Here is a 19,126-nt window from a genome sequence, read left to right on the forward strand (position 1 = left end):
AGCGCCAGCGATGTCGTGGCTTGTGCGCACCAACGCACCGCGCCGCGCTTCCTCGTCCTGTGTGCCAGCCGAGCCGTCGTGCCGTCGCGAAGGGGCGCAGTCCCCACCGTCCGTGCAGTTCTGGTGCCGACGGCAGCTCAGACATCGCAGCTCGCGGCGGCTGCCCGGCTCGCGAAGACCGACCTCTCGGCCTCACTGCGCGTCAGGCCGGCCGCCTGCTGGAACGCCGCCGCCGCCTCGGCTCGGCGGCCGGCGCGTTGCAGCAGGTCGCCGCGCACCGAGTGAAGGTGGGGATAGTCGGACAGTCTGCCAGCGGCCAGTACGGCATCGACGACTGCCAGCCCGGCTTCCGGTCCCCTCGAGAATCCTACGGCGACAGCGCGGTTGACCTCCACGACGGGTGAGGGCCAGATGGTCGCGAGCAGGGCGTAGAGGTCGGAGATGCGGGCCCAGTCCGTGTCCTCGGGGCGAAGGGCGCGGGCGTAGCAGGCGGCGACAGCGGCCTGCACGGCGTACGGGCCGAGAGGACCGCCGGTCTGCTCGGCACGCGAGAGCGAGGCCAGTCCCCGACGGACGAGTAGCCGGTCCCAGCGTCGACGGTCCTGATCGGGCAGCAGCACCGGTTCACCACCTGGGCTGACACGGGCCGCGAGGCGCGATGCCTGCAGTTCCCTCAGGGCCAGCAGTCCGTGGACCTCGGACTCGTCCGGCAGCAGGGTGGCGAGCACGCGACCCAAGCGCATCGCCTCCTGGCACAGTGCGGGCCGCACCCAGTCGTCGCCGGACGTCGCGGCATACCCCTCGTTGAAGATCAGGTAGACGACCTCGAGGACCGCTCCCAGACGTGTGGCCAGCTCCTCACGCGGCGGGAGTTCGAACCGGACCTGCCTCTGGCTCAACGTCCTCTTGGCGCGGACGATCCGCTGCGCCATCGTCGGCTCCGGGACGAGGAAGGCACGGGCGAGCTCGTCGGTCGAGAGCCCGCCGAGGCAGCGAAGGGTCAGGGCGACACGGGACTCAAGCGACAGGATCGGGTGGCAGGCGGTGAGGACCAGACGCAGCAGGTCGTCACCGACATGGTCGTCCATGGCGTCGACCCGCACATCGGCGTCCACGGCCGGCGCGTCGGATGTCAGGTCAGCCGCGATGACGGCGATCCGACGGTCGTGCGTGGCGGCGCGGCGATGGGCGTCGATGGCACGTCGCTTCGCCGTCGTCATGAGCCAGCCGCCCGGATTGGGTGGGATGCCGGTCGACGGCCACTGTTGGAGGGCTGCGACCAGCGCCTCCTGGGCGACGTCCTCCGCGACCCCCACGTCACCGGTGGCCCGCGCCAGGCCCGCAATGAGCCGGCTCGACTCAATGCGCCAGACCGCCTCGACCGCACGCCTGGCAGCCGTAGTCCGTTCGTCCAACCCCTCATCGGTCACCGGCCGAGCCTACGTCCGCACACGGCTGCGTCGGAGGGGTTGCGCCACTCCTGGCCCGGTGGCGCGAGCCCGACAAGCAGGTGGCCTCATGGGTCACCGCGGTGGGCCGAAGTCCTCGGGCGCCAGGATCTTGATGACGTCGCACTCACCCCTCCAGCCCGGCCACAGCTCCAGGTGAGCCTGCATGAAACGCGAGGTCCACTCGACCGCCTCCTCCTTCGAGCGCACCTCGTAGACGGCATACGAGATGTACTCCTTGGCCTCCGCGAACGGCCCGTCCATGACGGACAGCTCACCGCCGGCGACGGTGATCCGGGCTCCGGCCGCGCTGGGTGAGAGCCGTGCGTTGTCGAGCAGCGCACCGGAGGCAGTGGCCTGCGCGCCGAGGTCCACGATGGCGGCCATCAGCCCTGGAGGCGGCGGGCCGGCGGGCTGGGTGCCCTTGAGGACGGCGATGTAGCGCATGGTGCTCTCCTCTGCTGTGAAACGTGCTGGGTGGGGGTCAGCCGGCGAGCCGGCGGTACCGGTGGATGGCGACGACGGTGATCCACGAGAAGACGAGGACCACGGCGCCGGTGAAAAGCAGGTTGGCCGCGACGCTACCGGCGCCGGAGGCGACACGGAGGAAGCCGCCGAGGAAGACCACGCCGGTGACGCGCGAGGACATCGCCAACGAGCCTGCGCCCTCTGCGACGAACCGCCGCGCCAGCACGAAGCAGCACGCTGCGATGGCCACGAATCCGGTCGTCGCTGTTGCCAGGTGCCCGATGCCGTGCGCCGTCACCCTGGCCGCGCCCTCCGGCGTGCCGACCGGGAAGCCGAGGGCGGGGTCGGCCCGCAGCACGCCGGCGGCGACCAGGCAGGCGCCGAAGACCGCGGTCAGCACTGGTGCCCACCGACCACCCGGCCCACCGGCGAGCGCCCGGCGCAGACCAACGGCGAACGCCAGCAGCATCAGCCCGGTGAGGACGAAGTTGCTGACCTGGACCCAGCCGAGGTTTCCGTTCTCCAGCAGGCTCCACTGGTGCCGCGTCAGGCTGTAGCCGTCCCGCGTAACGGCCAGGCTGAGTGACACGGCGACGTAGAACGGGCCGGCGACGGCACCCCAGCCGAGCAGGCTACGCGTGACGTTCACCGGGCTCCAGCCGTCCTCACACGGAATCAGTTTGGGGCTAGGGGCGGTTTGCGGTTCGGTGGTGCTCATCGTGGCCTCCCGAGATGTGCGCCGGCCTGGTGCCGTGCGCCGTCACCATCTCCACGAACGGCGCGACGGCGGATCGACATCGCACACCGGGAGACTTGGCCCGGGCCCCCGCGCCCCCGCGAACGGGCGAGCCGGGAACGGCCACCAGGCCAGCCCCACGCTCGGCCGCGGCCTCCAGGCACTGTGAGCGTTACCTCCAAGGGCGATATGGGGTGGTCAGCGCGACCAAGCTGATGCCGCCTGACCCCGAGATCGTCGCGAATGGCGGCGACTGCTCAAGAGTGTCAGCCTCATCTTCATCCACCCCTTCCGGGGATTCGCGTTTGGGGAGCCGGCACCGCATACGTCCACTGCCTGCGAGACCTGCCGCTCAGCGAACTTTGGAGGGGAACTGGGCGATGATTCCGCTGCTGAGCATGTCTGCCATCTCGAGAATGTGGCGGTGCACGGCGTCATAGTCGGCGACGCTGGCGGCATAGTCGCCGCTGAGCTCGTGGGCTGCCTCCGCGAGCGTCTGGTCGAGGTGGGTCTTCATGTCGGCCCGCATCACGCTGTCCGGCCAGGACTTCGGGTTCGCCGCCGCCAGGAAGTCGGCGATGTCGTCGGCGTTGGCGTACCAACGCGCCTTGGCCTCGGCGAAGGCGCCGGCGTTGCCCGTCTTGGCCGCCTGGAGAACCTCGACGGCGATGGTGATGTGGTCATGCAGAAGCGCGGTGAGCCGGTTGCCGGCCGCATCGCCGTAGAACGGCTTTATGGCGTCACCGATGTCGTCCTGGTTCTCCACGAGGCGCCCTGCCGTCGTCGGGAAGCCCTTCGTGTCGGCAGCGAAGGTGACGATCGCCAGGCGCGTCCAGGTGATGTGGTCCTCCCAGAGCCGGCGCATCTCGTCATGCAGCGCGAGCCGCGGGTGGGTGCTGATGCTGATCGTTGCCTGCGGCATGCCTTCCGACATGGTGGTAGGGGTCTGGGCGCTCGCCTGGGGGATGGCCAAGGCGAAGGCCGCGAGCGAGGCGAGCGCCGCAACGATGCGGGGAAGCCGTAGCCGAGAGGGGGACTGGTGGTCGGACGTGTCGGTCATGGGGCTCCTTCGTATGCCTTGCTGTGGACCGCCCGGGCGGCCGCGACGCTGAAGGCCGGCCCGGGACATGGTGTTAGCGTCGATGCGTCGCCGGTTCATACCCCGACGAGCTGGATCACGTTCCGAGAGGCTGGAAGTCGGTGGGACGAAACGGCCTTCTCCGTCACACACCAGGCATGGGAGCGATCCACGGCAGCGCCGAAGGGTGGAACGTCGAGCGGCCTGGGAAACATTGCGTCCCCCTGCGAGCGGCCACACTCGCGGGCATGCTGATGGCATGAGCGTCGACCCCGTAGTCACGAATCCCTGAGCACTACACGGTCATCTTCGAGAACGACAAGGTGCGCGTCCTCCAGTACACGGACCGGCCGCGCGACAAGACGACGCCACATGCCCACCCCGACAGTGTCATGTACACCCTGAGCTCCTTTCGTCGGCGGCTTGTTTCGGGCGACATGCAGCGCGAGGTGGAGCTTGAGGCAAGGACCGTGGGCTGGCTACCCGCGCAGCAGCACCAAGGAGAGAACATCGGCGAGACTCCGACCCACGCGCTTCGTCGATTGAAGGAAATCGGCCGGGGGAGTCTTCTCACCCCTGACCGGCGCCGCAGGGCTTGTGGCCATCTGTGGGGCGGGTTCGGGGTCTCCGAGCGGTGCGCATGCCGGCTGGTTGGCGTGCGCCGATCCAGCCACGGGCTACCCCGGCGGCGCCGGCCGGACGAGGAGTCACGGCTGCGCACCATGACCTCAGCGCCTGGCTCGACGAGGTCCCTAGGGACGCATCGACGCACCGGTCCGGTCACCCGTCCCCTGTCGGACCTAGGCGCACTCAATGCGGCATTTCGCCGGGAGCTAGGTGGCGTAACACGCCTTGTTCGTACCGACAGAGACGGCGAGGTCGGCCAGCGGGGTCAAATAGTCGATTGGCCCCAAACCTGATGCCCGGGGGCCGGCCGGCGGTCGGCCAGAGGTGCTGCGCGGCCGTTGCGCCGGTGAGAGGCACACGTCGCGGTCGCTTCAGCGGCCTACTTCCAGCGGAAGTGGACGAACACCCGGCCGAAGTTGTCCGAGTCCTTCTCGACTCGGTGATAGACCGCCTTGACCTCTTTGCGATCCAGAAAGCGCAGGACGCGCTTCTTGAGCTGCCCCGAGCCCTTGCCCGGAATGATCTCTACCAGTGGCGCCTTCTTGGCGACGGCTTCGTCAATGACGGTTTGGAGCGCGCGCTCGATCTCGTCGCCGCGGTTGTAGATGTCGTGCAGGTCGAGCTTCAGCTTCACCAGGTCATTGTGCGGCTGCGCGCCGGCTCACGGGGCGCGGCGGCGATCCACGCCGGATCGTGGATGCGGCATGCTCGGGGCATGGTGGACCCAGCCGAGTGGTTGCTGACCCAAGTGGAGCGCGCGAACCCGCTGACCCGGCTCGACGACCTGCACGATGGCGGCCGGGCGTGGTCGCAAGGCAACCACGTCCGGCCGCTCATCCACGGGGCGACCTACTTCCAAGCCCTGCACGACGCGCTCGAGGCGACACGCCCGGGCGACGTGGTCTTCTTCACCGACTGGCAGGGCGATGCCGACGAGCAGCTCACCGGAACGCCCGGTAGTGAGGTGGTCGAGGTGCTGTCCCGCGCGGACCAGCGAGGCGTCACCGTCCGCGGCCTGGTGTGGCGCTCCCATCTGGACAAGACCGGGTTCTTCGCCACCGAGAACCGTCACCTGGGCGAGCAGCTGCGCAGGCGGGGCGCGGTAGTGCTGCTCGACATGCGGGTGCGCGCGGGAGGCTCACACCACCAGAAGTTCGTCGTGGTCCGGCACCGTGACGACTCCAGTCGTGACGTGGCATTCGTTGGCGGTATCGACCTGGCCCACAACCGGCGGGACGACGCCGCGCACCTCGGCGATCCGCAGGCACAGCCCCTGACCAAGGAGTACGGCGCACGCCCGCCCTGGCATGACGTACAGGTGGCGATCCACGGGCCCGCCGTCCACGACGTCGAGACCGTCTTCAGGGAGCGTTGGAATGATCCCGCGCCACTGTCGCGTTCCCCGTGGCGGCGAGGGGCCGACAGGCTCCGGGGCCTGAACAGCTCGCCCGACCACCTCCCCGACCAGTGGCCGCCGCCGGAACCTGCAGGCTCCCATACCGTGCAGCTCCTGAGGACCTATCCCAGCCTCCCTTTCGGCCGCGACTACCCCTTTGCCAAGGGCGGTGAGCGCAGCGTCGCCCGCGGCTACTGCAAGGCCGTGGGCCAGGCTCAGGACATCATCTACGTCGAGGACCAGTACTTCTGGGGCCACGACGTCGGGCGAGTCTTCGAGGGACAGCTGCGGGCGCGGCCCGAGCTGCGCCTGATCGTGGTCATCCCGCTCGTGCCGGATCTCGACGGACTCAACCGCGTGCCACAGCTGCTCGGTCGTCACCGAGCGATCGGTCGACTGTTGGAGGCCGCTCCCGGACGCGTCGCGGCGTACGGCTTGGAGAACCACGCCGGCGTCCCCGTCTACGTGCACGCCAAGGTCTGCATCATCGACGACACCTGGGCCAGCACCGGCTCGGACAACTTGAGTCGCCGCTCGTGGACGCACGACTCGGAACTCACGGCCGTCGTCCTGGACGAGGACTACGCCCGCGACCTGCGGCTCACCCTCGGCGCGGAGCATCTGGACAGGCTCGATGAGGTGGCCAGTCGTGGCCTGCAGGCGACGATGAGTGACTGCGTCGATCCTGCGGGGATGTTCCAAGCCTACGCCGACTACGCCGCAGGGCTCGACGACTGGCACGCAGGGGGTAGACAAGGAACGCGACCCCCGGGGCGACTCCGCCGGCTGCCACTGCCCCTGCTCACTGCGCGTGAGCGTCACTGGGCAGCGTTGCCACTGGACGTGGTCCAGGACCCTGACGGCAGACCACCGGCACTGCGAAGAACTGACCGCTACTGACGACAGAACGGAACGTGGTGCGGCTGGGTCCCAGCGGTCGGGTGTTGCGGTCATCGTGACTAGGAGCACAGGGATGCGTGAGACATACGTGAACCAGTCTGAGAAGACGAGATCGGACCACGTGACCTCCCGGTCGAAGTCGATGTCGGCTATGCATCGGTGACCCGCTGGGGTGTGCATTCTCCGTAGGCGCCGCCGCATCGGCACCCTTCGGGAACGACGACCGCTGATGCTTCGATCAGAGCCTGGGCTTCGTCTTCCGTGGCGTACTCGGCGACCAGGCCCAACGTGCTGCGAACGGAGAGAACTCGTCTGCCGCCGTCCGCGCGGGGCGTCACACCGCCGCTTGGCCTGCAGGCTCGCCCTCGCCCCGCAAAGTCACGGGTCGAGGTGGTGTTCGTAGGCGTAGCGGACGGCTTGGCTGCGGTCGCGGACTCCGGTCTTGGTGAAGATGTGGTTGATGTGGGTTTTTACCGTCGCGTTGGACAGCACGAGGGTGTGGGCGATCTCGGTGTTGGAAAGGCCGCCGGCGATGAGCTTGAGGACCTCGATCTCGCGTGCTGTCAGCCCATCCAGGGTGGCCATGGATGGTTCGCTTGCTCCCGGGGCCGGGCGGGCTCGGCTGTCCAGTAGGGAGGCGACCAGGCGCTGTTGGATGGTGGGGTCGAGGTGCGTGCGACCGGCGGCGACGTCGACCAGGGCGCGTTGGATTTCCTCGGCCGTGGCGTCCTTGGTGAGGTAGCCGGTGGCCCCGGCTCGTAGCGCGGGCAGCAGGTCGGCGTCCTCGGCGTAGGTGGAGAGCACGAGCACCTGCGTCTTGGGGTGGTCGACCCGGATGGTTCGGGTGGCCTCGATGCCGTCCAGCACCGGCATGTGTAGGTCCATGAGGATGACGTCCGGGGCCAAGGTGGCGGTCTGCTCGATGGCTTGGGCGCCGTCGCCGACGGCTCCGACTACGTCGACGCCGTCGAGCAGGCCGAGCACCAGGGTGAGGCCGTCGCGGACGACTCGCTGGTCGTCGGCGATCAGTACCCGCAGGCGCGCCGAGGAAGGGCCCGGCGGGTCCGGGCCGGTCATGGCGACCCTGCCGGGGTGGGGACGGCCAAGTCGACCAGCCAGCCCTGTTCGGTGGGTCCGGCGTGCATGGTGCCGCCGATGCTCTCGATCCGTTCCCGCATCCCGGCCAGGCCGTTGCCGCCCCCGGACCCGGACAGGGCAGCCGCTCCGGCGCCGGCCAACCGATCGCGGCCGGGCGCCGGTTGGGTGTTCTCGATGCTCACGGTTGTTCGCTCCGGCAGGTAGGTGAGTCGGATCTGGGTAGATGCGCCGGGGGGGGTAGCGTGCCGCGTTGGTCAGGGCCTCTTCCACACCTCGATACAGGGCCAACGCGGGTGCGGGTGGCAGGGGGTGCGGGGCGCCCTGCACGTGGAGGGTGGCGTCGAGCTTCAGGTCACGCCGGCAGTCGTCGACGAGGCGCTCGAGCTGCGCCACCGGTGAGATTCCGGCGCCCCGCAGCGCTCCCACCGCTTCCCGGGCGTTGACCAGGCCATCGGCCACCAGGTGGGCGGCGCGCTGGATCGCCTCCGTCAACACGGGTCCGGCGTCCTGTTGCTCGGCGAGCATCCGTGCTCCCTGCAACTGCAACGCCGCCCCGGACAGGGCGTGGGCCAGCACGTCGTGGAGCTCGGCCGCGATCTTGCTTCGCTCGGCCACGACCGCCGCCTGGGCCTGGGCGTCGCGGGCGTCGGCGAGCTCAGCCAGCAGCACCTCAGTGTGGGCCTGGCTGTCTCTTCCCTGCCGCACCATGTACGCGACCAACGCCAAGAGTCCGGTCAGCAGCAACACCGCCAGGACGGTGGACGGGCTGCCGGTGCGGCCTGCCGCGGCCGCTCCGGCGATCCCCACCCCGACCGTGATCGCGATGCCGACCTCCACACGCAGCCGGGTGACCGCCATCCACGCGGCGGCGCCGGCGGCAACGTCGGAGGCGCCGCGCGGCTGAAGCCATGACAGCGTCACACCAGCAAGCGCCATCCCCACCACGATGGCGACCCGTATGGCGTCGGACCGGGCCAGGAAGCGGTTGCTGATTGCGGCCGCGGTGGCGGCGGCATACGCCAGTGTTGCGACGGTGATCGCGATGCCGGTGGCGCTTCGGCCGGGGCCCGGTTGCTGAGTGAGCACGCCGGCAACCACCACCGCGATCACCGCCCAGCCGAGCGGTCGCAGCAGGTCGCGTTGGTGGCGGAGTCGTTCCTCGGCGCGTTCCTGGGCCTGGGCGACCCGCACCGAGATGACCGCTTGGTCAGAGCTCATCATTCTGCCCTCCACGCGACCGATCCGCCTGTCGTGTCGTCTTCATGGAACCTTGTCACGGGCTCGATGGCGAGTCCCTGACGAGGCCGGGTTCGGGTCAGCTGGGCGATCCCGCCGGCACTGCACGCACGAAGGCGGTGCGCCGGTACCCGCGCAGGTGGACCACCACGATGCGGGCGCTCACCTCGCACAGAGCCATGGCGACCAGCGCCACAGGCCACGCGGCGGCATCAATGTTGTGGGCGATGCTGAAGGTGCGGATGGCCGGCTCGAACCCGTGGTGTACCGCGAACACGAATAGCATCCGGGCGCTGATTCCGGCCACCAAGAACCCGCCGGCCACCCACCCCACCCGGGCCCACCGCACGCCGTCCTCGTCGGCCCGCACGAAGGTGGCGAACCCGCACAGCACCCCGAAGGCCAGTCCCACCGCTGTGAGTGCGGCGACAAGGGCAAGATCGTCGCCGCCCGTGGGGATCGAGCGCACATAGTGAGTGGCCACGAACAACACCAGTGCGAGCGGGGCAATCACGCTGCGGACGTCAAGGCGCCGCTCCCGAGACTGGCGCAGCACCACGAGGACGAAGATTCCGTTGATCAGATAGTCGGTGAAAGTCATGACCACACCGTCGCCCGGCCGTGGTGACCCGCGCATCGGCGCCAGGCCCGAGTTCGGGTTGATCCACCGTCTCAACCCCGGGGATGAGACGGTGGGCGCCGTCCTAGGCCCGCCGGGCAACCCAACCCGCAAGGAACCTGCTGGCGGCGCGTCGTGGCCGCACCATACAGCGGCCTTGAGGCATGGCCCTTGCATGGGGTCTGAGCTCCGAGCCCCGGGCCCCCGGTTCGCGGCCGATCAGTCCTCGGTGATCACTGGTAAGGGTCGGTGATCCTTCGTAGGTCGGTGAGGGCTTCGCGGAGCTGCTGCATGCGCTCAGTGCCGAGGTGTGCGCGCCACTCCTCTTCGATGCGGTCCTCCTCGGCTCGTGCGTGCGGGATCGCCTCCTTGGCGCGGGCGGTCATGCGCACCAGGCGCCCCCGGCCGTCTGTGGGGTCGGCGACGCGCTCGACGTAGCCGGCGCGCTCGAGCTTGTCGACCAGGGCAGTCGCCGTCTGCTTGGCGATCTGGGCGCGTTCGGCGAGCACGCTCAGCCGGGTGCCCTCGGGGTCGATGCCCATCATGAGCCTGCCCTGCGCGATGGTCACGTCGTCGAAGCCACGTTCATGGAGCGCCTCGAAGATGCGGTTGGCGGCCGATCGCGAGGCGATGAACATCAACAGGCTGGCCGGCAGCTCGCGCTCCATTGGATCCCTTCACAAAGTCCTATCATCGAACTATAGTAGTTCGCCGATGGGACTAGTTTAGCGTTGGAGGCGTCGTGGATGCGACTTGTGACACGGTGCTCGACTTCTGGTTCGACCCGTGTGCCCCTACTCGTGGACTGGCTCCCGCTGGCTGCAGGAAGTGGGCAGGCGAACGCAGCTCAGGGTGCGGCACCACGTCATGAGCCTGTACCTCCTCAACCGGGACCGGACGGACGTCGTTCAGGAGGATCGCCGCAACGTCGAGGCGAGCCGGGGGCCTGCCGAAGTCGCCACGGCGGTGGCGACGCGGTGCGGGCCGGAGGCACTAGCCGACTTCTACACCGCCTTCGGACACCGGGTGCTCGACGTATGGCGCCGACCCGCCGCTGCGGAGTACCACGAGGCGATCCGCGCGGCCCTGGCGGAGGTGGGGCTGCCTGCTGACCTCGAGGACGCCGTGGAGCCCGAGGAGAACGACGACGCCATGCGCGCCAGCCATGACGCCGCGGTGGCCCTGGTCGGTGGCGAGGTCAGGACGCCGATCACCTGCATCGACGGCGTGGCGTTCTTCGGCCCGGTCCTGAACGCCATCCCGCGGGGCGAGCATGCGGTCCAGGTGTTCGAGGGCGCACAGCTGCTCGCGGGCTACCCGCAGTTCTACGAGCTCAAGCGCACCCGCATGCAGCCCCCCGTCTTGACCTGAAGGAGGAACGATGCCAAGCCTGACCACCACCGAAACGGACGCCCTGTGGGCCGGGATCGACGACCAACGAGCCAGGACCGCCGCACTGCTCGAGGCACTCTCACCGGAACAGTGGGAGCACCCGTCGCTTTGCGACGGGTGGACCGTGCGACACGTCGCCGCGCACCTGACCATGCAGCAGCAACGGGTGCGTGATGCGTTGGGCTTCATCGGCCGCCATCCCCGGATCCTGCTCAGCATGCCGTTGAACACCTTCATCCACGACGCCGGGGTCCTGCAGGCACAGGCGTTGTCCACGCAGCAGATCGTCGCGGGGATCAGGAACGGCATGGGATCACGTCGACACAATCCCGGCCTCACCTCCCTGGAGACGCTGACCGACATCCTCGTGCACAGCCAGGACATCGCCATTCCTCTCGGCGTGGACCTCCCCATGCGGCCCGCACTGGGCGCCCTGGCCGCGACCCGTCGGTGGGACACCCGCGACACCTGGCTCGCCAGCGTCAACCACCGACTGCCCTGGGCCAACTGCCGGCTCATCGCCACCGACACCGACTGGCGCCGCGGCCAAGGACCCGAGGTCACCGGCCCGATCGCTGCCATCCTGCTCCTAATCACCGGCCGGACCGCCGCTCTAGAACAGCTCGCCGGCAAAGGCGCGGACGCCCTCCGTCTCACCCAGACCCGATCCGCGTAGATAGACGGCACCGACGCTCACGCATGGCAACGTTGGGCGGACACGGTCCGCGACCTGCGCGACTACTTCGCGCAGTGGCCGCAAGAAGCGAGCCCTGCTCAACCCGACGATCAACTCCTACAAGCCGTTCGGCCCGGGCACCTTGGCCCCCTGGCTGATCGACTGGGGCTTGGACAACCGCAGCGCCATGGTCCGGATCCCGCCAGAGCGCGGCCGCGCCTCGCGGATGGAGCTACGACTGGGCGACGCGTCGGCAAACCCCTACCTCGCGACCGCCGCCTTCCTCGGCGCCGCCTACCTCGGCATCCGCGACAAGCTTGAGCCCCCGCCAAGCTGGAGGGGTACGGCTACGACACGAGCAAGGCCGAGCTGCTCCCCGGCGACCTGTCGACCGCGATCGATGCACTCGAGGCCGACGAGGACCTGCGTGAGCTGCTCGGGCCGGACTTCGTCACCGCGTTCGTGACCTACAAGCGCAACGAGCTCGAACGGTTCTCGCACTGGGTGACCGACTGGGAGTTCCGTGAGTACAGCTACCACCTCTGAGACAGGACGTCATGCAACTTCTCGTCATCCAGCACGACCACGCCTCTCCGCTCGGGCCAGTGGCTGAACGCCTTGTCGAGCGAGGCTTCGACCTGACCGCGCACCCTGTGGTGCCGGAGGCGTCGTTCCTCGCACCCGGCGTCGAGACCGACTTCCCCGACTTCACCGGCTTCGATGCGGTCGTGTCTATGGGGGCGCCCTGGTCGGCGTACGACGAGATCATCGACAGCTGGGTTCGCCCGGAGGTCGAGCAATTGCGCCGGGCGGACGAAGCCGGCGTACCGGTCCTCGGCATCTGCTTCGGCGGTCAGCTCCTCGCGGCCACCCATGGCGGCTCCGTGATCCCCTCCAGTACGCCGGAGATCGGCTGGGCTGAGGTGTGCTCGGATGACGACGCTCCGGTGCCGTCCGGACCTTGGCTCCAGTGGCACTACGACCGGTGGGAGCTCCCGCGCGACGCAAACGAGCTCGCGCGCAACGCCGCCGGGTCACAGGCCTTCATCCTGCGCGGCAACCTCGCCGTGCAGTTCCATCCCGAGCTGACCACCACCATGCTCGCCGGTTGGCTCGGCAACGGTGGGTCCGAGAAGGCGGCCTCTGCGGGCCTGGACCGGGAGAAACTTCTGACCGAGACGCGACAACGGGAGGGAGCAGCGCGCGTCAGGGCGCACCGGCTGGTCGATGGCTTCCTACGCGCTACGTTCGACACGAGTACACATCGGCCCATGGCCGTGGAGAGGACGTCATGAGCGGTCCCCAGACATCCGGACCGGCCTACCAGGTGGTCAACCCCGCCACCGGTCAGGTGGTCGAGACCTTCGACTACGCGACCGACAAGGAGATCGAGTCGGCGCTGGCTGCTGTGCACGCTGGGTACGCGGTGTGGCGGGACGTACCGATCGCCAAGCGGGCCAAGACGGTCCAGCTGATCGGCGAGCTGTTCGCCGAGCGGCAGGCCGAGCTCGGTGCGCTCGCCACGGAGGAGACGGGCAAGCCGCTCGCGCAGTCCAAGGGAGAGGCGGCGTTCTGCGGCGAGATTTTCGACTACTTCGCGACCGAGGGCCCCGAGCTCGCTGCGGACCAGCCGATCAAGACGTTCTCGGGTGGCACCGACGACGCGGTCGCGGCCGCCGACCTGGCCTGGGAGACCCGGATGAGCAACACCCGCCAGGCGTGCAACTCCAACAAGCGGATGATCGTGATGGACGACGTGTACGGTCGGCTCACCGACCTCGCGAAGGACCTGCGTCCCGGTGATCCGGCGGGGTGCCGAGGGCACCTTCGCGCCGCTATCCTCACGGGCCGCGGCAGAGCGGCTCGCCCAGCAGGTCGAGGACGCCGTCAGCAAGGGCGCCACCCTGCACGCGGGCGGAGTGCTGAGCGAGGGGCCGGCGGCGTACTACTCCCCGGCGGTGCTGACCGGGATCACCGAGGAGATGCGCGCCTACCGCGAGGAACTGTTCGGTCCGGTGGCGGTGGTCTACTCGGTCTCCAGCGACGACGAGGCCCTGGCCTGGCCAACGACAGCGACTACGGACTCGGCGGTGCGGTGTTCAGCAAGGACACCGACCGCGCGCGCAAGCTGGCCGAGCCCCTCGAGGTGGGCATGTCCAACGTGAACACCCCGGCCGGTGAGGGCGCGGAGGTGCCCTTCGGTGGCGTCAAGCGCAGCGGTTTCGGTCGCGAGCTCGGCCCGCTGGGCATGGACGAGTTCGTCAACAAGCGGATGTTCTATGTCGCTGACTAGCTACATCGGGCACAGGCGGGGCACGCGCCGACCTGTGACCGACCCGACAGGTCTGGTGCCCGTACTGATCACTGACGGCGCTCAGCACTAGCCAATAGAGGATGTCTGATGACGGAACTACCACCTGAGATCGTGGCGCGGCTTACCCGCACCGCGCGACTGCTCGAGCCAATGGCCCAACTCTGGGAAGAGACCACGCTGCTCACCGACCGTCAGCGGGAGGCGGTTGACGAGCTGACGCGTCGTCTCGCGGACAACTACCCCTACGGCGACGTGAGGTATATCGGGCAGATTCTCAAGCCTCCTCATCCGGTCGCTTGGATTTCTTACGCGGCAGCTTCCCTGATCAATCCGAACAATCACGCACTCGATGCAGGTCCGGCGACCTCAGCGATGGAGAAGGAAGTCGTCGGGGACATCGCCGAGATGTTTGGGATGCCGCAGCACCTCGGTCACCTCACATCCTCGGGCACCATTGCCAACCTCGAAGCGCTGTACGTTGCTCGCGAACTAGCGCCCGACACGGTCGTCGTGTCCAGTCAGGCAGCCCACTACACGCACGGGCGGATGAGCCAGTTGCTTGGAGTGACGCACGAGACCATCCCGCAGGATCGCCTTGGCAAGATGGATCTGGACGCTCTTGAAGCTCGGCTCGAGGGTGGCGGGGTCGGAACGATCGTTGCCACGCTGGGAACGACCAGCCTGGGAGCACTCGACCCAGTCGACGAAATCGTCACATTGGCGCGACGCTACGAAGCCCGCGTTCATGTGGACGCGGCGTACGGCGGGTTCCACACGCTTCTCGCGACCACAGATCCGTGCGTCGACCCGCGGCCGTTTCATGCGCTACCTCACGTGGACTCGATCGTCGTCGACCCACACAAGCACGGACTCCAACCGTATGGGTGTGGCTCGATCCTCTTCTCGGACCCCACAGTGGGCCGCTTTTTCGCCCACGACTCCCCATACACCTATTTCACTTCGAGTGAGCTGCACTTGGGCGAGATCAGCATCGAGTGCTCACGCGCCGGCGCAGCCGCTGCGGCCTTGTGGGCAACCCTGCGTGCTCTCGGCCTTGACCGAGATGGGTTGGGCGAAGTCCTCTCGAAGGGCCGGCAAGCGGCTGTGATGATCGCGGACAGCGTGAGAGGTTCCGAGACCGCGCGTCTGGTCGCCGAGCCTGAACTCGATATCGTGTGTACCTACGCAGCATCAGGGAGCACCTCCGAGGTCAGCCGACGTTCCGAGTCCGCCTTCAAAAGGCTTCAAAGCTTGGGCTGGCACGTAGCTAAGCTTCAAGTGAACAGCGAATGGCTCGCAACTGCCGACGAGGCGCTGATCGTCGACAGCGACCAGACCACGGTCTTGCGTTGTTGTGTCATGAAGCCGGAACATCTTGTGGTGGCCGAGGAATTTGCGTCCACGCTCGTCGACGCCCTTGCGCCGAGCGGGTCATGTATTTGACAACGCAGCCCATGCAACGGATTCACAAGACCTAATGGTGTAATCGTTCTATGGTCTTATGGCCCGTTGACATAGGAGGACTCCGGCCGGGTCGGGGAGGCCGGCGCCTGCGGGCCGCGCCGACCTCCCTGTTCGTAGTAGTGGAGAGTCTCGACCACCTGGTCGAGGAAATCGTCGACTTCGCGCTCGTCGTACCCGCGACGAAAGGACGTCGGAGTGAAGCTGCGGTTCATGACTTCACTCGGCGGGGCCGAAACCACGTCCTTGACATAGACGGGAACCGCAATGACGCATGCTCTGAGGGCGCCAACTCGTTGTCGCCTTCACCCCACGCCCTCTGTTCAGCCTGGGGACACTACCCCTTCTGTGGGGTGGGACGGCACGCGGCACTGAGCGGATAGTTCCCCGGCGGTGAGGCGCTACCCGGCAGGTTTCCCTTCGCCGCGGCTGCCCAACCAGTATCGCTGCCTGAAAGGCACGGGTGGGCGGCCAAGGAGTGCATGACGTCCCAACGCTGGGGTAGGAGCCGTCCATGAGCGACCAAGAGCCGACGCCAACGGTCGGCGACGAGAAGAGCGACAACATTCCGCATGAGTCCGTTCGGGACCTGAGCAAACCTGACCGCCGCCTCGAGGGCTCGGGTGAGAACGACGACGCCCCAGAGCTCAACGACGATCAGGTCGCAGCCCTGAAGGAGCGGGAGGAGCCCGCTGCGGTAATGGACTTCGGCACTGCGTTCAGCGCGGACCCGAGCGACGCCGAGGTCGGGAACGAGGCGGGTGCTCCGCAGACCCGCGAACCGGATACGAGCCTGGGGCGCGAAGGCGGGCAGCGCTACGAGGACTACGCCGGGGACAAGGACTGATCAGTCCCATTCTCCCCTCCTGCGAGGCGCCTGGGTCCCATGAGCCCTTTGGGCTTGGACACGTTGAACAGCAGCCCGTGCTGGTACGTGGCGTACTTCCTGGCGGACCGGAACTGATAACGGCCAACCCGTCGCTCAAAGTACGCTCACTGATGTGCCCTCTCTTGCCGCTCTGCCCGCCTGCGTTCTCCTGGGGGCTCTGGCGGTGTTCCAGGTCCTGCTGGTCTGCGGTTTACCCCTGGGGCGGTTCGCCTGGGGGGTCAGCTTGAAGTGCTCCCGACGCGGTTGCGGGCCGGCGACCTCGTCTCCGTGGCCGTCTACGTAGTCGTGGGCTGGGTGCTTCTCGCTCGCGCCAGTCAGGACAGCGGCGGCCACGGTACTTTGGGCGTGGTCACATGGGTTGTCGCGGGCTTCTTCCTCCTCGCGGCTGCGGGCAACCTGGCTTCGAGGAGCCGTCCCGAGGGGGCTTGGTCATGACTCCCGTCGCTGTGCTCCTTTGGGCTATGACTGTGGTCGTCGCCGTTCACGGCTGACGCCGGAGCTCTTCCCCGCCGACGCCGTTGGTTCGCGCGGGCAGGCGTCGGCTCATGTTTCCCACCTGATGACCCCTCGACCGGGTCCAGATCGCCGGACGACTCGGGACGCCGGCCTCGACCGTGCACGCGGTGCTGTTGCGATGCCGGATCAAGCCGCGGGCCGAATGCAACGGGGGCTGAAGTGCAGCAGGGCTGCCGGCCTACGTGCTCGGCGGCTGCGCCAGGTGCGGCTGGCTAAGGGATCTGCTGCGAGGGAGCCGACGCCTCAGGTGCGGACGGTGCGGTCGGCTCAGTTGTCGGCGGCCGCAGACAAGCAACGCTGAACATGCAACGTCCTGTGAGTCTGTAATGACTTATCTGTTATATGGTCCTTACATCGTTCTGCTGACGTCCTTGCCCGATCCCCCGTGAACATCGTGCCCACCACCCTCCCCGCAGATCGGAGCTGACGACCTGCCCGCGACTCGTCCGTGAGGGAGGGCCAGTCCTCGCTCGCTGGGATCCTTCGGGCCGAGCGCGTGCCCAAGCGGCATGGTCAAGTACCTCTGCTGCCCTCCTCGAGCTAACCAGCCTCCCGGGAAGGATGGCTCGCTCCGAAGTCTGCCCAGCTGGAGGAACCTCCATCCGGTCTCTGCTATGAGTACTGCTCATTACCCACAGGCGCGGGCGGGTCACCGGATGTAGATGGCGTCCCCGACGGGGCGTTCCCCCGTGGCATCGGAGGGATGGCTGATGAGCCGGCCGTCGATGGCCATCGCCGTTGAGCCTCCGCCGTCGAGGTTCATCGCGTCCCGCATACCCAGGGCCTTCGACACCTGAGCGGTCTCGGGAATCGACAACCCCAGATCCTCGAGCTGGCGGCCGTCGACTGTCACCAGAAGCGTACGGCCCCGGGCGTCGACACCTGCGAAGGTGCGTGGGTTCCGCTGCAACACCCACCCGTAGGCGAAGGACGGGTCCCCGGGGTGCACCATGCCGTCCTGAGCCTGGGTAATGTGCAGGGCGCCATCACGCAGCAGCTGCGGCCCTCCGTTGATGACGTTGACCCCAGGCCGCACCAGGCGACCGCCCTGCGGCGTGGTCAGGGTGAGGTGGAGACGCGCCACCTCGCCCGTGCGGAGGCCGGCGATGGCGTCGGCGAGGTTACCGATGCCCTGGACCGACCGCTGCCCCGCGGCGAGAGCGGTGCCGCGCTCGTGGGCGACCTTCACGACCCGATCACGGCGGTCGAGGACGACCTCGGCCCCGGGGCCGGTTGGCGTGGAGGCTCCGTAGGCTGCCGTGAAGGCGACGAGCTCGTCGGGATCGGTGCAGGTGACGTCGTGCAGCGGAAGGGAGGTGGGCTGGTCGGAGGTATCACCACCACAGTTGCGGATCAGACCGGGCACCCGGTTGAGGCCGTCAAGCACAAGGCTTCCCGTGCGCGTGCGCAGGATGCCACGCCACACCGGACGGACCACCGCGGTATGCCGCGCGGTGCTGGGCAGGACGAGGGCGGGCCGGCTGGCGACCGTCTCCGATTCCAAGACCCCCCCGTAGACGCCGACGCCAGCCGGGTCCCCAGGAGCGCCTGCCTTCGGGTCGAGCACGAAGAAACCTGCGTTGACCGCAGCCTTCGCGTGGGCGTAGGCGCTCAGCGCGGTCGTCGTCTCCCGGTTTTCCAGGTCGGGTCCGAACGTGCCTCCCAGGCGACCACGGAAGGTGCGTGGATCCACCGTGAGCACGTTGACAGTCCACCGTCCCTTGCTGGGACTGCCGCCGTCCCAACCGGAGTACCAAGAGCGACCAGAGAACCCCGCGTCTTTGAGCTTTACGACTGCCTCGTCGGCGTCGGCCTTGCTGGTGAACATCTCGGTGAGGCGGACGCGGTAGCCGATCACCCCCGCGGGAACATCCGCGACCGCCGGTTGGCGGACGGGCTGCGCCTGGGCGTCGAAGCCGGCCACCTTCAACTGCTGCACCAGATCCTCGGCGCTGGCCCGGTCCTGCACGGACCGAGGCGGCGCATCCGGGTCAGGACTGGACGCCGACGAGGGGATGCTCAGCTCGACCACCCAGCGCGTGTTGGCGTCCAAGGCGCCCCGCTCGATGCGAGTCAGCGTCACGCCCGGCTGCAGCGTGGTCGTGGAGCGCGTCTCCCGCAGATCCGGCGAGCCAAGCGGCAACCCCACGCCCACTCCGGTCGCGGCGCGGTAGGCAGGCGACACGGACTGTGCCGAACTGGCACCCGGTGCCACACCCCCACACGCCATGACGGTTGCAGCGGCCACGCCCACGACTCGAGAAGCCATACG

Annotated in this window: 16 protein-coding genes and 2 pseudogenes; 8 read left to right on the top strand and 10 right to left on the bottom strand. The window is 68.3% G+C overall.

Features of this window, described 5'->3' with window-relative positions; translation table 11 throughout:
- Positions 1-137: 137 nt before the first annotated feature.
- The 5 genes from PHA84_RS19340 to PHA84_RS19360 form a co-directional block, all read right to left on the bottom strand.
- Positions 138-1,430 carry an RNA polymerase sigma factor gene (locus PHA84_RS19340; protein WP_270889781.1) on the bottom strand — a complete coding sequence of 431 codons (1,293 nt, stop codon included), beginning with the start codon at positions 1,428-1,430 and terminating at the stop codon, positions 138-140.
- 93 nt (positions 1,431-1,523) lie between these two features.
- Positions 1,524-1,895, bottom strand: a complete 372-nt coding sequence (locus PHA84_RS19345; protein WP_270889782.1) for a YciI family protein — start codon at positions 1,893-1,895, stop codon at positions 1,524-1,526.
- 37 nt (positions 1,896-1,932) lie between these two features.
- The gene (locus tag PHA84_RS19350) at positions 1,933-2,565 is read right to left on the bottom strand and encodes a DUF998 domain-containing protein (RefSeq protein WP_270889783.1); all 633 of its coding nucleotides are present in this window, start codon (positions 2,563-2,565) and stop codon (positions 1,933-1,935) included.
- A 439-nt stretch (positions 2,566-3,004) separates the two neighbouring features.
- The gene (locus tag PHA84_RS19355; RefSeq protein WP_270889784.1) at positions 3,005-3,712 is read right to left on the bottom strand and encodes a hypothetical protein; all 708 of its coding nucleotides are present in this window, start codon (positions 3,710-3,712) and stop codon (positions 3,005-3,007) included.
- Positions 3,713-4,736: 1,024 nt separating this feature from the next.
- Positions 4,737-4,991 (bottom strand): Smr/MutS family protein, encoded by a 255-nt coding sequence (locus PHA84_RS19360; protein WP_270889785.1) that lies wholly within the window; start codon positions 4,989-4,991, stop codon positions 4,737-4,739.
- A gap of 81 nt (positions 4,992-5,072) precedes the next feature.
- On the opposite strand from PHA84_RS19360, the gene PHA84_RS19365 reads away from it, so the two are divergent.
- Entirely contained in the window at positions 5,073-6,653 is a 1,581-nt protein-coding gene (locus tag PHA84_RS19365; RefSeq protein WP_270889786.1) for a phospholipase D-like domain-containing protein, read from the top strand.
- Between the two features lie 378 nt (positions 6,654-7,031).
- Here the strand turns inward: PHA84_RS19365 and PHA84_RS19370 are convergent, their stop codons facing one another.
- The 3 genes from PHA84_RS19370 to PHA84_RS19380 form a co-directional block, all read right to left on the bottom strand.
- On the bottom strand, positions 7,032-8,969 hold the full coding sequence (locus PHA84_RS19370; RefSeq protein WP_270889787.1) for a helix-turn-helix transcriptional regulator: 1,938 nt from the start codon (positions 8,967-8,969) through the stop codon (positions 7,032-7,034).
- A gap of 97 nt (positions 8,970-9,066) precedes the next feature.
- Complete coding sequence (locus tag PHA84_RS19375; RefSeq protein ID WP_270889788.1) at positions 9,067-9,588, bottom strand: hypothetical protein; 522 nt, start codon at positions 9,586-9,588, stop codon at positions 9,067-9,069.
- 251 nt (positions 9,589-9,839) lie between these two features.
- A complete protein-coding gene (locus PHA84_RS19380) occupies positions 9,840-10,274 on the bottom strand; it encodes a MarR family winged helix-turn-helix transcriptional regulator (protein WP_270889789.1) in 435 nt (144 codons plus the stop codon).
- A 160-nt stretch (positions 10,275-10,434) separates the two neighbouring features.
- On the opposite strand from PHA84_RS19380, the gene PHA84_RS19385 reads away from it, so the two are divergent.
- The 6 genes and pseudogenes from PHA84_RS19385 to PHA84_RS19405 all read left to right on the top strand — a co-directional run bounded on the left by PHA84_RS19385 (position 10,435) and on the right by PHA84_RS19405 (position 15,431).
- Entirely contained in the window at positions 10,435-10,977 is a 543-nt protein-coding gene (locus tag PHA84_RS19385; RefSeq protein WP_442952943.1) for a mycothiol-dependent nitroreductase Rv2466c family protein, read from the top strand.
- A 10-nt stretch (positions 10,978-10,987) separates the two neighbouring features.
- Positions 10,988-11,674: a maleylpyruvate isomerase family mycothiol-dependent enzyme gene (locus PHA84_RS19390; protein WP_270889791.1), complete on the top strand. Its 687-nt coding sequence runs from the start codon at positions 10,988-10,990 to the stop codon at positions 11,672-11,674.
- A gap of 94 nt (positions 11,675-11,768) precedes the next feature.
- Positions 11,769-12,220, top strand: a pseudogene (locus PHA84_RS20890) (hypothetical protein).
- Positions 12,221-12,231: 11 nt separating this feature from the next.
- Complete coding sequence (locus PHA84_RS19395) at positions 12,232-12,969, top strand: type 1 glutamine amidotransferase (RefSeq protein WP_270889792.1); 738 nt, start codon at positions 12,232-12,234, stop codon at positions 12,967-12,969.
- Positions 12,966-13,967, top strand: a pseudogene (locus tag PHA84_RS19400) (aldehyde dehydrogenase family protein). The gene PHA84_RS19395 and the pseudogene PHA84_RS19400 overlap by 4 nt, the downstream one beginning before the upstream one ends.
- Positions 13,968-14,075: 108 nt before the next feature.
- Positions 14,076-15,431: a pyridoxal phosphate-dependent decarboxylase family protein gene (locus tag PHA84_RS19405; RefSeq protein ID WP_270889793.1), complete on the top strand. Its 1,356-nt coding sequence runs from the start codon at positions 14,076-14,078 to the stop codon at positions 15,429-15,431.
- A gap of 56 nt (positions 15,432-15,487) precedes the next feature.
- Here PHA84_RS19405 and PHA84_RS19410 read toward each other — a convergent pair whose 3' ends face one another.
- Positions 15,488-15,664: a DivIVA domain-containing protein gene (locus PHA84_RS19410; protein WP_270889794.1), complete on the bottom strand. Its 177-nt coding sequence runs from the start codon at positions 15,662-15,664 to the stop codon at positions 15,488-15,490.
- A gap of 299 nt (positions 15,665-15,963) precedes the next feature.
- On the opposite strand from PHA84_RS19410, the gene PHA84_RS19415 reads away from it, so the two are divergent.
- Positions 15,964-16,296, top strand: a complete 333-nt coding sequence (locus tag PHA84_RS19415; protein ID WP_270889795.1) for a hypothetical protein — start codon at positions 15,964-15,966, stop codon at positions 16,294-16,296.
- A gap of 1,207 nt (positions 16,297-17,503) precedes the next feature.
- Here PHA84_RS19415 and PHA84_RS19420 read toward each other — a convergent pair.
- Positions 17,504-19,123 (bottom strand): phosphodiester glycosidase family protein, encoded by a 1,620-nt coding sequence (locus PHA84_RS19420; RefSeq protein WP_270889796.1) that lies wholly within the window; start codon positions 19,121-19,123, stop codon positions 17,504-17,506.
- Positions 19,124-19,126 lie beyond the last annotated feature (3 nt).

It is taken from the genome of Pedococcus sp. 5OH_020, from assembly GCF_027812955.1.
Classification (GTDB): domain Bacteria; phylum Actinomycetota; class Actinomycetes; order Actinomycetales; family Dermatophilaceae; genus Pedococcus.

Coding starts and splice junctions, on each gene's coding strand:
- PHA84_RS19355 (WP_270889784.1), bottom strand. CDS start 3,712: ATGACCGACACGTCCGACCACCAGTCCCCCTCTCGGCTACGGCTTCCC.
- PHA84_RS19375 (WP_270889788.1), bottom strand. CDS start 9,588: ATGACTTTCACCGACTATCTGATCAACGGAATCTTCGTCCTCGTGGTG.
- PHA84_RS19370 (WP_270889787.1), bottom strand. CDS start 8,969: ATGAGCTCTGACCAAGCGGTCATCTCGGTGCGGGTCGCCCAGGCCCAG.
- PHA84_RS19365 (WP_270889786.1), top strand. CDS start 5,073: ATGGTGGACCCAGCCGAGTGGTTGCTGACCCAAGTGGAGCGCGCGAAC.
- PHA84_RS19390 (WP_270889791.1), top strand. CDS start 10,988: ATGCCAAGCCTGACCACCACCGAAACGGACGCCCTGTGGGCCGGGATC.
- PHA84_RS19415 (WP_270889795.1), top strand. CDS start 15,964: ATGAGCGACCAAGAGCCGACGCCAACGGTCGGCGACGAGAAGAGCGAC.
- PHA84_RS19345 (WP_270889782.1), bottom strand. CDS start 1,895: ATGCGCTACATCGCCGTCCTCAAGGGCACCCAGCCCGCCGGCCCGCCG.
- PHA84_RS19420 (WP_270889796.1), bottom strand. CDS start 19,123: ATGGCTTCTCGAGTCGTGGGCGTGGCCGCTGCAACCGTCATGGCGTGT.
- PHA84_RS19410 (WP_270889794.1), bottom strand. CDS start 15,664: ATGAACCGCAGCTTCACTCCGACGTCCTTTCGTCGCGGGTACGACGAG.
- PHA84_RS19395 (WP_270889792.1), top strand. CDS start 12,232: ATGCAACTTCTCGTCATCCAGCACGACCACGCCTCTCCGCTCGGGCCA.
- PHA84_RS19405 (WP_270889793.1), top strand. CDS start 14,076: ATGACGGAACTACCACCTGAGATCGTGGCGCGGCTTACCCGCACCGCG.
- PHA84_RS19380 (WP_270889789.1), bottom strand. CDS start 10,274: ATGGAGCGCGAGCTGCCGGCCAGCCTGTTGATGTTCATCGCCTCGCGA.